This window comes from Sinorhizobium fredii USDA 205 (assembly GCF_001461695.1).
GTDB lineage: Bacteria > Pseudomonadota > Alphaproteobacteria > Rhizobiales > Rhizobiaceae > Sinorhizobium > Sinorhizobium fredii.
This window is the reverse complement of sequence record NZ_AUTC01000035.1, coordinates 146,549-158,497: the sequence shown is the minus strand read 5'-3', so window position 1 is coordinate 158,497 and position 11,949 is coordinate 146,549. Positions and strand designations below refer to the sequence as shown.

Below are 11,949 nucleotides of genomic sequence, written 5' to 3'. Positions count from 1 at the left end.
TCACGCCGAAAGGTCGATCAGATGCATGAAGGAGCCGGCAACGTTGCCGCGGCGAAGGCCTGCACGGCCGAGATCGACGCCTGCCGCATCCTCCACGGCAAAGAGCGGCTCCGCCTTCCCTTCGGAAACGATGGTCGAATAGTGAAATTCGTGCGCCGTCATCGCTCCCTCGAAAAACCCAGTGTCGAACGGCGCGACGCGCCGGTAGCCGAGATGTCGCTTGCGCTCCGCGAAACTGGTGACGAGCGGCAAGAGGCCAAGCATCTCGTAGCGTCTACCGTCCGCGGCGACAAGCCCCTCGCCCAGCGCCATGTAACCGCCGCACTCCCCGAAAACGCGCACGCCGCGCCCGGCCGCAGCATGCATCACAGCGCGGAAATGCGTGGCGCCGGCGAGCGACTCGGCGTGCAATTCCGGATAGCCGCCGGGCAGATAGATGGCATCGGCGCCGACATCGGGCGCTTCATCGCCAAGTGGTGAAAAGAACGAAATTTCCGCTCCCTGCCTGAGCCAACCGGAGAGCAGATGCTCGTAACTGAAAGCGAAGGCGACGTCGCGGGCGATGGCGATCCGCTGGCCGAGCGGCCGCAGCGCCTTGGCTTCCGATGGCGAATCCGGACGCAAGGGAGACGCGTTGGCGAGAATGGCATCGACGTCGCAGCCCGACGCGACGCGCATTGCCGCGTGGTCGATGAAGGCCTCGAGCATCCCGTGCTCGCCGGCCTGGACGAGGCCGAGATGCCGTTCCGGCAGCGTCAACGCACCATCCTGCCGCAACACGCCGAAAGTCGGCACGGAAGCGCGTTCGAGCGCGTCGCGCAGCATCGCTTCGTGGCGGTCGCTGCCGACGCGATTCAAGATGACGCCGGCGACGCGCACGTCATGGCGATGATCCATATAGCCGCGCACCAGCGCCGCGACCGAATGGGAAAGACGAGCGCAATCGACGACCAGGACCACCGCCAGCCCAAGCGTCGCGGCGAGGTCCGCCGGCGATCCAGTACCGTCCGCGGCGCCGTCATAGAGCCCCATCATCGCCTCGACGATGAGGGTGGAGCCGTCCTTCGCCGCGGCCGCCGCGTTGGCGCGGAGCAGTTCCGTCCGCATCGCCCAGGGATCATAGTTGAGGCAGGGCTTGCCGCTTGCGGCCGTATGGAAAGCCGGGTCGATATAGTCAGGGCCCGCTTTGCCCGGCGCTATGGGGAAGCCCCGCCGCGTCAGCGCCCGCAGCAGGCCGAGCGTCACGGTCGTCTTGCCCGAACCGGAGCTCGGGGCGGCAATCATCAGACCGCTCATGCCGGGTTCCGGCGTATGCGGCTTAAGAACGGATCGGCGACAAGCGCGCGGCCATTGAGCGCGCCCAGCCAGTCGAGCGACGGACGCAGCCGAACGACTTCACCGACGACGACGATTGCCGGCGGCTCCAGTCCCGAAGCCGAAATATCGGCCTCGGCACGGGAAAGCGTCGTCTCAAGCACGACCTGCTCAGGCGTCGCTGCGTTGCAGACGAAGGCAACCGGCTCGTCAGCCGAACGGCCGGCAGCGATGAGGTTTGCCGAAATCTGGCCGATATGTTTCATCGCCATGTACATGACGATCACGGGCGACCCTTTGGCGATGCCTTCCCAGTTGATCCGGTCCGGCACGACGCCGGAGGAATCGTGGCCGGTGAGGAAGGTGACGGCATGATTGACCTCGCGGTGGGTCACCGGGATGCCGGCATAGGCAAGCCCGCCGATGCCCGCGGTGATGCCCGGCACGATACGGAACGGGATGCCGTGCTCGACGAGCGTCAAGGCCTCCTCGCCGCCGCGGCCGAAGACAAAGGGGTCGCCGCCCTTGAGGCGCAATACCCTGAGCCCGGCGCGTGCGAGCTCGACGAGGCGGAGCGAGATGTCGCGCTGCTTTGGCGAGGGCTTGCCGCCGCGTTTGCCGGCAAATTCGAGCGTGACGCCCGGCTTGGCGAGCTTCAGGCAATCGGCATTCACCAGCGCATCATGAACGATTACATCCGCCTGCCGGAGCGCATTGGCAGCATGCAGCGTCAAGAGGCCCGGATCGCCGGGGCCGGCGCCGACAAGCCAGACGGAACCGGGATCGAGTTCGGGAAGGCCGGCAAAAAATGTATCCGTCACGGCGCGTTTCTCCCAGCCTGGCAAAACAGCAGCGCTGATTCTCTTTTGAAGGAAATGACGGCAGAGCATTGAATCTGCTTGTCAGACAACATGGGATGGGCGCGAGTACAAACCATCAGACAGGACCCGGGGCGGCTGCTTCGGTTGGGTAGGCGCCGGCGCAACGCCGCGGCCCCGCGATCGCCGCCGTCGCGCAGGCCGAGCGGATCTTCGGAACGAGCAGGACCGCATCGCGCCCCGCCCCGGCCAATGCCGCGCCCTCGGCGACGCCATGGCAGCCGGTGTGAGCAAAGACGATCTCGGACGGGTTCTGCAGGCGCGCCGCTTCCGCCTCGAGTGTCGCAGCGTCGAAGAAGCGGACGGGCACGCAAAAATGCCGACCTGCCGCATGAATGGCGGGCTCCTTGGCACGCGCATCGAGCGACGCGACGAACGCGACATCACTCTTTTCCGCGCCGGCATCGGCGAGCGCCCGCTCGGCAAGCGCGATCACTTCCCCGGGCTCGGTGTTTCGCTCGCAGCCGAGGCCGAGGACAAGTTTTGCGGTCGGGTTTGGTCTCGTGACCGAAGGCATCTGCAGCGCGGCTCCCCTGCAGCGCCACGCGTCCCCAGGGGCGCGCGAACGTGCTGCAATTCATTGAACATCTGCGCGATTTGCCCAATACCCGAGGTGTTGGTTCGCGCAGCGGTCGGCGTTCCATACGAAGCGCCGGCCTGGGCCGAGAGCCGCACCGGTCTGGACAGCACCGGATCTGGCCCCCTGAATGGGTCGGCCGCACCAGACGCTCTTTCGATCCGCTCGCACGGACGCCGTCGCATGATCGTCATTTCTACCGAAGGGCATCCGGGCGGTCAAACCGGATTGCGCCATCGCAGCGTCGTAAACGGCGCATAAGAACGGCATTTTCTGCGGTGATTTGCGCCGACAATCCTTTTGCTTTTCGCTGCCGCCTCTGACACAAGGCGGAAGCAATTTCCATTCCGTCTCGAGCCGTCCGTGACCGATCTCGCCTTCCATCTCCTGCTCTTCCTTTTCGTGGCGGCTTTCATCGCCGGCTTCATCGATTCGATCGCCGGCGGCGGCGGGATGATCACCATTCCCGCCATGCTGATCGCCGGCATCCCGCCGCTCGAAACGCTCGGCACCAACAAGCTGCAATCGCTCTTCGGCTCCGGCTCCGCCAGCATCGCCTATGCGCGACACGGCCATGTGAATCTGAAGGACCAGTTGCCGATGGCGCTGATGTCGGCCGCGGGGTCCGTGTTCGGCGCATTGATCGCGACCGTCGTGCCAGCCGATGCGCTGAAGGGGGTACTGCCCTTTCTGCTGATCGCAATCGCCGTCTATTTCGGCTGCAAGCCGAATATCGGCGATGTCGAAAAGCACCGCCGCATGTCGGCATTCCTCTTCACGCTCACCTTCGTGCCACTGATCGGCCTCTACGACGGCATTTTCGGGCCAGGTACGGGCTCGTTCTTCATGCTCGGCTTCGTCTCGCTTGCCGGCTACGGCATCCTCAAGGCGACGGCCCACACGAAGTTCCTGAATTTCGGCTCCAATCTCGGTGCCTTCCTCGTCTTCGTTCTTTATGGCGTCGTGCTCTGGAAGGTCGGGCTGATGATGGGAGCCGGCCAGTTCCTCGGTGCGCAGGTCGGCTCCCGCTACGCGATGGCGAAGGGCGCGAAGATCATCAAGCCGTTGCTCGTCGTCGTCTCGATCGCACTGGCAATCCGGCTGCTGGCAGACCCGGCGCATCCGTTGAGAATCTGGCTGGGCCTATAACGCGGTTAGCTGCAATTCCGGCTGAAACGATCGGGCGCAGGCCATAGCGTCCGTTCAACCACTTGCATCGCGGGTCGGCAAGGCTCCGGCTCCGCTTTCAAGCGGGTGAGGCGCGGCACCTCCACTCACCAGTTAACCAATTCCAAAATGGCCCCATTTAGGCTCTTGAAGCTCTAGTGACTAGAGATTGCAACGTCGTTTCATCTTTGAAACTCAACGCCGGAAACCAGTGCCGGCGACCACAGGAGCCGCGATGTTCACGACGATTCCCGCAATCCTTATGCTTGTTGTCAGCCTCTTCACGCTGGCGCTGGCAATCCGGCTTCGCCTTCTGACGGGGCGGTCTCCTGTCGTCCTGACCTATGGCGACGATGCCGAAGGCTTTGCCGGCAGTCTTTTTCGCATCATCGTTGCGGTGCTCGTCGTGCATTTGATCGCCGTGGCGATCGTTCCCGCCAGCGTCGATGCCGGCCTCGGGCGGATTCCATCGCTCGAGCACCCGGTGCTCGCCTCGCTCGGCCTCGCCTTGATGAGTTTGGGCGGCGGGCTGACAATGCTGTCGCAATGGTCCATGCGCTTTTCCTGGAAGATTGGCATACCGGAGGCGCAGGATGCCCCGCTCGTCACCTCGGGCCTCTATGCCTTCTCCCGCAACCCCATCTATGTCGGCATGGTAACGGCGCTGATCGGCACCGTGCTTGCCGTCCCGAACGTCGTCTCCGTTGCACTGGCCCTCTCCGCCTGGATCTCGATTTCCTACCAGATCCGCATGGAGGAAGCCCATCTCTCCGGTGCCTTCGGCGAGGCCTATCTGCGCTATTGCCGGCGCGTGCGACGCTGGCTTTGATGCACCCGCGCCCGACAAGGGCGGGCACTTGCCGGGTCAAGGCGACAAAGGCCGCCGAAAGTTCCGCCGCGTCAGAATTCGACGCCCTTCTGCCCCTTGATGCCGGAGCGGAACGGGTGCTTGACGAGTTCCATCTCGGTCACCAGATCGGCGATCTCGATCAAATCCTCCTTGGCGTTGCGGCCGGTCAGCACTACATGCGTCATGTGCGGCTTTTCTTCCTTGAGGAACCGGACGACCTCGGCGATGTCGATATAGTCATAGCGCAGCGCAATGTTGATCTCGTCGAGCAGCACCATGGAATTGCGCTCGTCGCGGATCAGTTCCTTGGCCTTTTCCCAAGCCTTCTCCGCCGTCGCCACGTCGCGGGCGCGGTCCTGCGTCTCCCAGGTGAAGCCTTCGCCGAGCGTGTAGAACTGGCAGAGATCTGCGAAATGCTTGTCGATCAGATCGCGCTCGCCGGTCTGCATGGCGCCCTTGATGAACTGCACGACGGCGCAGGGCATGCCATGGGCGATGTGGCGGAAGATCATGCCGAAGCCGGCCGTCGACTTGCCCTTGCCCTTGCCGGTGTGGACGATGATCAGGCCCTTCTCGTCGGTCTTCGTCGCCATGATCTTGTCGCGCGCCGTCTTCTTCTTCGCCATCTTCATGGCGTGGCGCGCTTCATCCTTTTCGGCGACCGGTTCGCCTCCACTTACGGTTTCGTCGCTCATAGCGTCCTCCCTATTCGTTTCCGGCGCGTGGACGGTCAGTCGCCGCGGGGCCGGACAGGCTGTTCAGTTCAAATCGCGCCGAGTTGGAGCGCGGGTTCCACAGACCGCGATCGACCGCCTCCAGGAACCGCTCGGCGATCTCGGCAAGTGCAGCTGGGTTCTTGCCGCGTAGGAAATCGAGGACCTTCTCGTCTGCGATGAACGCGCGGTAGGCCGCCTCGAAATGATGATCGCGCACAGCCCCGGTCGTCGCTGCGAAGGCGAACATGTAGTCGACCGTCGCGGCAATCTCGAAGGCGCCCTTGTAGCCGTGGCGCATCACGCCGTCGATCCATTTCGGATTGACGACGCGGGCCCGAACCACGCGGCCGATCTCTTCCTCCAGCGAGCGGATCACCGGCTTTTCCGGGCGCGAGTGGTCGTTGTGGTAGATGGCCGGTCGCTGCCCCTTGAGCTGCTCCGTCGCGGCGCTCATGCCGCCTTCGAACTGGTAGTAGTCGTCGCTGTCGAGCAGATCGTGCTCGCGGTTATCCTGGTTCTGGACGACCGCCTCGATCGTGCGCAGGCGCTCCTCGAAAAGCCCTCGCTCGGCCTTGCCGTCCTCGCCGGCGCCATAGGCATAGCCGCCCCAGGTGAGATAGGCGTCGGCGAGATCGCCGCGCTTCTCCCAGCCTTTTTCATCGATCAGCGCCTGCAGGCCGGCGCCATAGGCGCCCGGCTTGGCGCCGAAGACGCGATAGGAGGCGCGCCTTCCCGCCTCCTTCGGCTCGACACCCCTTTCCTCGAGTCGCCTGGCCTCAGCGCGCATCCGGGCGGCGATCATGTTGTCGGCGTCGTCTTCCTCTAGCGCACCGACGGCTCGGATCGCCCTGTCGAAAAGAGCGATCTGCTCCGGGAAGGCGTCGCGGAAGAAACCGGATATCCTGAGCGTCACATCGACGCGCGGCCGGCCAAGCACGGCGAGCGGCACGATTTCGTAGCCGGTCACCCGGCGCGACGCCATGTCCCAGATAGGCTTGGCGCCGATCAGCGCCAGCGCCTGGGCGATGTCGTCACCGCCGGTGCGCATGTTGGACGTTCCCCAGGCGGTGAGACCGAAAGAGGACGGCCATTCGCCGTGGTCCTGCAGATAGCGACGGATGAGCAGTTCGGCCGATTTCTTGCCGAGCTCGTAGGCCGCCGGCGTCGGTACGGCGCGGCTGTCGACGGAATAGAAGTTGCGACCGGTTGGCAGCACATCGGGACGGCCGCGCGTCGGTGCACCGGAAGGTCCGGGCGCAACGAAGCGCCCGTCGAGACCGGTGAGCAGGCCGTTGATCTCGGCCGCACCAGAACCCTGGATCGAAGGCTTCAGCCGCGTGTCGATCTCGTCGAGGACAGCACGCGTGTTGGTCCAACCGGCGGGGCAAGCAATCTCGCCCGACACCAGTTTCGCCGCGAGAAGTTCGACCCGCTCGACCGTGTCGCCCGCTGTGCGCCACGGGGCATCGGAGAGGGCGACAAGAAGATCCGGCTTCCAACCGGTCCAAGGCGCAGACATCACGCAATCGAGCGGGTCGAAAGGTTGCGACGGAGGGGAGGCACCCCCCTCTGCCCTGCCGGGCATCTCCCCCACAAGGGTGGAGATTGGCGGGTGGCCACCGGCATTTTCCCTCGCTCCATTGGTGTTTACGGAACTGTTTGCGGCCGCCGGGTTTGCCGCCATTTCGACAGCCTCTGTGGAGGAAGCGCTTGCCTCCCCATTCTCCCCCCTTGTGGGGGAGATGTCCGGTAGGACAGAGGGGGGTAAGTGCGCCGACCCACCCATCCCCAGATCCGCCGCAATCGCCCGCTGCAGACTCTGATCGCCGCCCTCGCCCAGACCACGCGGCACCCGGGCCAGCGCCACGGTGAGATCGGTCAACAGTCGCCCCTCCGGCGCGACGCCGAAGATGTGCAGCCCGTCGCGGATCTGCATTTCCTTGAGGTCGCAGAGATAGGCGTCGAGTTTTTCGAGCGCCTTGTCGTCGCTATCGCCCTTTTTAATGCCGGCGTCGCCGTCGAGGCCGATATCGCGCACGAGTTCCAGGATCTGGCGACTGAGCAACCGCAGCCGCCGCGGATCGCCGCCGGCCGCCTCGTAGTATTCGTCGACCAGGGCCTCCAGGTCTTTTAGCGGCCCGTAGGACTCGGCCCGCGTCAAGGGCGGCGTCAGATGGTCGATGATCACGGCGCTGGTGCGGCGCTTTGCCTGCGTGCCCTCGCCTGGGTCGTTGACGATGAAGGGATAGAGATGCGGCATCGGGCCGAACACCGCCTCCGGATAGCAGGTCTCCGAAAGTGCCAGCGCCTTGCCGGGCAACCATTCGAGATTGCCATGCTTGCCCATATGGATGATCGCGTCGGCAGCATAGCCCTGGCGCAGATAGGCATAGAAGGCCAGATAGCCGTGCGGCGGCACCAGATCCGGGGCGTGATAGGTTTCCTTCGGATCGATATTGTAGCCGCGGGCCGGCTGGATGCCGACAAGGACGGCGCCGAAGCGGGCGAGCGGCAGCGCGAAGACGCCATCGAGAAAGAAGGGATCGGCCTCCGGCGCACCCCAGCGCTCGCTCACCTCCTGCTGAATCTTTTTCGGAAGAGTGGCGAGGAAACCCTTGTATTCGCTCAGGGAAATCGTCTCACGGATTTCCCGTTCGCGGCTCGCCGCATTGGTCGGCCCGGCCATCAGGAAGCGGATCAGCGCATCGCCGTCCTCGGGCAGATCGCCGACCCTATAGCCTTGCGCCGCCATCGCCTTCAGCACCTCGATCGTGCCGGCGGGTGTATCGAGGCCGACGCCGTTGCCGAGGCGGCCGTCGCGGTTCGGATAATTGGCCATGACGATGGCGACCCGGCGGGTCTGCGGCTTGGCACGGCGCAGCCTCGCCCAGTTGGCGGCGAGCCGGGCGGCGAAGCGCACGCGATCGGCAAGCGGTTCGTGCCCGACGATGTTGGCCTCGACAAGCGGGTCATAGACCGATGCCGCCTTGAAGGAGACAGCGCGCGACAGGATGCGCCCATCCACCTCCGGCAGAGCGACATTCATGCCGAGATCGCGCGCCATCAGCCCCTGCGGCGAGGCATCCCATGCCTCGCGAGAAGATCCTGAAAAGATGACCTGCAGCACCGGTGCGCCGGTGGATTCCAAGACTGTCGGCTGTCGGTCGGCACCGGGTGCCGAGACGGCGAAGCCGGTGGCGTTCATCACCACGTCCGGCGCCGCTTCGGCAAAGATTGCCTCCAGCGTGCCGATCGAGACCTGATCCTTGAGGCTCGAGACGAACACCGGGAGTGCGCACATGCCTTCAGCCGCCAGCGCGTCAATCAGCGCCTCAACGGGTTTGGTCTCACCGCTCTGGACCAGGGCGCGGTAGAAGCAGATGGCGACGATGGGCGGGGTTTTCACCTCCGGGGGCTCACCCCCCTCTGCCCTGCCGGGCATCTCCCCCACAGGGGGGGAGATTGGCAAGCCGCTAACGACTTGCCCCAAGTTTCCACCGACATTGGCAACGGCGTTGCTCCCCCGCTGGCTCGTCTCACATTCAGCGGTCGTTGAAGTACGAGCGCTTGCATCCGTGATCTCCCCCCTTGTGGGGGAGATGCCCGGCAGGGCAGAGGGGGGTGCATCCCCTCGCCCTCGAACAAGCCGCATCCATTCGCTAACCCCGATGACACCCCTGCCCGGCCACCAGATGCCGGCCTTGAGCAAGGGCCGCGCCGCCTGCGGCTTCTCGCTTCCATCGATCAACGCCTCGGCATAGTCGAGGAACAAGCTGGCATTGTCGGCGCCGCCCTCGGTGAAATAGGCCCAGAGACACTTGCGGTCTTCCGCCGAAACAGTCGAAAAAGGCTCAAGACCGGGATCCGGCTTGTCGTCTCCCGGCAGTACGGCAATCTGGAACTTGCCGGCGACCGCCGCCGCAAAAAGCGCCTCCAGCACGTATCGAAAATAGCTGGCGCCGCCGAGCGGCCGGACGACGATCAGCTTCGCATGACGGGCCGTGCGTTCGACATAGGTGTCGACCGACATCGGATGCATGAGGCTCATCAGGCTGGCGATGCGTAAGCTCTTCGCCCCGGCGCTCCGGCGATGGGCGGCCGCAATCGAGGCAAGCTCCGTATCGGCCGCCGACAGGAACAGGATATCTGCCGGGCTTTGGCCGAGGTCGATCGCTTCGTTGCCGTCGGCGATCGTGCCTTTCTGGGCTAGGAGGAGGTGCATCGGTGCTCCTCCCGGGTGTCGTGAGAAGAAGACCCCGCCCCAACCCCTCCCCACAAGGGGGAGGGACTTGCCCTGCCGCACCGTCTCTGCCCTCGACTCAGACGGTTCAGCCAGACGCAAGGACTGGATGAATGCCAGCGAGGGCCGCGAGCGCCTAGCCCCTCCCCCTTGTGGGGAGGGGTTGGGGAGGGGTTATTCCCACACACGTTCAAAATCGCCTCACACCAGCGCCGAGATCGCCGCGCGCACCGCGGTCTCGTCCATGTCGTGCAGGCCGATGACGACGAGACGCGTGCCGCGTGCCTCGCCCGGCGCCCAGGCGCGGTCGTAATACTGGTCGATACGGCTGCCGACCGCCTGGATCAGCAGGCGCATAGGCTTGCCGGGGACGTCGGCGAAGCCCTTGAGGCGCAGCACGTCGTGCTCGGCGATAACAGCCTTCAGACGGTCGACGAAGAGGGCCGGGTCGGCAATCGCTCCGAGTTCGACCACGAAGCTGTCGAACTCGTCGTGATCGTGCTCCTCGCCGGCCTCGTGCTCCATTTCGTGGTGCGATTTGCGGTTGGCGATCTCGCCCTCGGTGCCGACGCCGAGGCCGAGGAGGATCGCAGCCGCCACCTCGCCGTTCCTTGCCTCGATCATCGTCGGCTTGCGGCTGATGCGCGAGGCAACCTCGTCGCGCACCGACTTGAGGCCGGCGGCATCGATCAGATCGGTCTTGTTGAGAACAATGAGGTCGGCAGCGGTGAGCTGATCCTCGAAGAGCTCCTCAAGCGGGCTCTCGTGGTCGAGATTGTCGTCATTGACGCGCAGCGCGCCGACCTTGTCGTGGTCGTCGGCAAAACGGCCGGCGGCGACGGCGGCGCTGTCGACGACGGTGACGACCCCATCGACGGTCACTTCGCTGCGGATGTCCGGCCAGTTGAAGGCGGCGACCAGCGGCTGCGGCAGGGCCAGGCCGGATGTCTCGATGACGATGTGATCCGGACGGTTCTCGCGCTCGAGCAACTTCGTCATGGTCGGAATGAAGTCGTCGGCGACCGTGCAGCAGATGCAGCCGTTGGTGAGTTCGATGATATCCTCTTCCGAGCAGGCTTCCGCGCCGCAACCTTTCAGCACGTCGCCGTCGACGCCGAGATCGCCGAATTCATTGATGATCAGCGCGATCCGCTTGCCATCGGCATTCTGCAGCAGATTGCGGATCATCGTCGTCTTGCCGGCACCGAGGAAGCCGGTGATGACCGTAGCGGGGATCTTGCCCGGATGGGCCTTTGCGAGTGTCATGAATCAACCCTTCATTTTCAGCGGCAATCCGGCCGCGACGAAATAGACTTCGGCGGATTTCTCCGCGACGATCTGGTGCAGGCGGCCGGCATGATCGCGGAAGTCGCGCGCCATGCGATTTTCTGGAACGATACCGAGACCGACCTCGTTCGAAACGAAGATGAGCCGCGCCTGCATACCGGGCAGCAAATCGGCAAGGGCAGCAAACTCGGCTGCCATGTCGCGCTCGTCCATCATCAGGTTGGTGACCCATAGCGTCAGGCAGTCGACAAGGATCGCCCGTCCCGGAGCATCAAGGCGGCGAAGCAGAGCGGAAAGATCGAGCGGCTCCTCATGCGTCGTCCAGCCCCTGCCCTCACGCGCCGCCTGGTGGTGAGCGATACGATCGCGCATCTCCTCGTCATAGGCGCGGCCGGTCGCGACGTAGTGCATCGGGAGTCCTGAGGCTTCGACGAGCCTCTCGGCGAAATTGGATTTTCCGGAACGCGCGCCGCCGAGCACGAAAACCGGTCCGGCATGGGAGAATGTCATCCGACCAGACCCTGCGCGTGGAATCCGATGGGGCCAAAGCAGCGATAGGAAGCGTACGCGTGACCGGCACGCGCAGAAAGCAATTTATAAGCCACGACAACCTCCGTGCTGGCATAGGGGAGGACTCCCCCGGGCGATGCCCTGATGGACGGCAGGTCTCCTGGCTCTCGGCGTCACGGGCAAAGCGCTGCGCATGCGGTGCGCATCGACATTGAGCCCGAACGGGTCCGTCTCGCCTTCCCGGCGTTGCTGGCTCGTGACGGCGGACGATTCGTAGAAGAAGAGGCGTCCAGCCCGGCTATTCACGATGCCACGCCAGTGGCTTTTCCGACTTGCTCTCCCAATCCCGCAAAAACTGCCCCATGCAGTTTCATCGGAAGGGAAGCGCATGCCCGATGGCGAACCCTGAC

9 protein-coding genes are annotated in these 11,949 nt (G+C 64.6%); 2 read left to right on the top strand and 7 right to left on the bottom strand.

The window, feature by feature from the left end; translation table 11 throughout:
• From N181_RS05425 to N181_RS05415, 3 genes are all read right to left on the bottom strand, one after another.
• Positions 1-1,296 carry a cobyrinic acid a,c-diamide synthase CobB gene (locus N181_RS05425; protein WP_014328702.1) on the bottom strand — a complete coding sequence of 432 codons (1,296 nt, stop codon included), beginning with the start codon at positions 1,294-1,296 and terminating at the stop codon, positions 1-3.
• Entirely contained in the window at positions 1,293-2,135 is an 843-nt protein-coding gene (gene cobA, locus N181_RS05420) for a uroporphyrinogen-III C-methyltransferase (RefSeq protein WP_037395418.1), read from the bottom strand. The genes N181_RS05425 and cobA overlap by 4 nt, the downstream gene beginning before the upstream one ends.
• Before the next feature lie 115 nt (positions 2,136-2,250).
• On the bottom strand, positions 2,251-2,709 hold the full coding sequence (locus N181_RS05415) for a cobalamin biosynthesis protein (protein ID WP_014328704.1): 459 nt from the start codon (positions 2,707-2,709) through the stop codon (positions 2,251-2,253).
• A 423-nt stretch (positions 2,710-3,132) separates the two neighbouring features.
• Here N181_RS05415 and N181_RS05410 point away from each other — a divergent pair, with 423 nt between their 5' ends.
• Together N181_RS05410 and N181_RS05405 are read left to right on the top strand one after the other, a co-directional pair.
• Positions 3,133-3,918 (top strand): TSUP family transporter, encoded by a 786-nt coding sequence (locus N181_RS05410; RefSeq protein ID WP_037395416.1) that lies wholly within the window; start codon positions 3,133-3,135, stop codon positions 3,916-3,918.
• 253 nt (positions 3,919-4,171) lie between these two features.
• A complete protein-coding gene (locus N181_RS05405) occupies positions 4,172-4,765 on the top strand; it encodes a methyltransferase family protein (RefSeq protein WP_014328706.1) in 594 nt (197 codons plus the stop codon).
• A gap of 71 nt (positions 4,766-4,836) precedes the next feature.
• On the opposite strand, the gene cobO is transcribed toward N181_RS05405, so the two are convergent.
• From cobO to cobU, 4 genes are all read right to left on the bottom strand, one after another.
• A complete protein-coding gene (gene cobO / locus N181_RS05400; protein WP_037395414.1) occupies positions 4,837-5,481 on the bottom strand; it encodes a cob(I)yrinic acid a,c-diamide adenosyltransferase in 645 nt (214 codons plus the stop codon).
• Positions 5,482-5,491: 10 nt separating this feature from the next.
• A complete protein-coding gene (cobN, locus tag N181_RS05395; RefSeq protein WP_037435718.1) occupies positions 5,492-9,724 on the bottom strand; it encodes a cobaltochelatase subunit CobN in 4,233 nt (1,410 codons plus the stop codon).
• Between the two features lie 219 nt (positions 9,725-9,943).
• Positions 9,944-11,008 (bottom strand): cobalamin biosynthesis protein CobW, encoded by a 1,065-nt coding sequence (cobW, locus tag N181_RS05390; protein ID WP_037395404.1) that lies wholly within the window; start codon positions 11,006-11,008, stop codon positions 9,944-9,946.
• Between the two features lie 3 nt (positions 11,009-11,011).
• The gene (gene cobU, locus N181_RS05385; protein ID WP_037395402.1) at positions 11,012-11,539 is read right to left on the bottom strand and encodes a bifunctional adenosylcobinamide kinase/adenosylcobinamide-phosphate guanylyltransferase; all 528 of its coding nucleotides are present in this window, start codon (positions 11,537-11,539) and stop codon (positions 11,012-11,014) included.
• Positions 11,540-11,949 lie beyond the last annotated feature (410 nt).

What these genes read in the sequence shown, in the direction of transcription:
- N181_RS05425 (WP_014328702.1), bottom strand. Translation starts at nt 1,296, where the DNA reads ATGAGCGGTCTGATGATTGCCGCCCCGAGCTCCGGTTCGGGCAAGACG.
- N181_RS05415 (WP_014328704.1), bottom strand. Translation starts at nt 2,709, where the DNA reads ATGCCTTCGGTCACGAGACCAAACCCGACCGCAAAACTTGTCCTCGGC.
- N181_RS05405 (WP_014328706.1), top strand. Translation starts at nt 4,172, where the DNA reads ATGTTCACGACGATTCCCGCAATCCTTATGCTTGTTGTCAGCCTCTTC.
- cobO (WP_037395414.1), bottom strand. Translation starts at nt 5,481, where the DNA reads ATGAGCGACGAAACCGTAAGTGGAGGCGAACCGGTCGCCGAAAAGGAT.
- cobN (WP_037435718.1), bottom strand. Translation starts at nt 9,724, where the DNA reads ATGCACCTCCTCCTAGCCCAGAAAGGCACGATCGCCGACGGCAACGAA.
- cobW (WP_037395404.1), bottom strand. Translation starts at nt 11,008, where the DNA reads ATGACACTCGCAAAGGCCCATCCGGGCAAGATCCCCGCTACGGTCATC.
- cobU (WP_037395402.1), bottom strand. Translation starts at nt 11,539, where the DNA reads ATGACATTCTCCCATGCCGGACCGGTTTTCGTGCTCGGCGGCGCGCGT.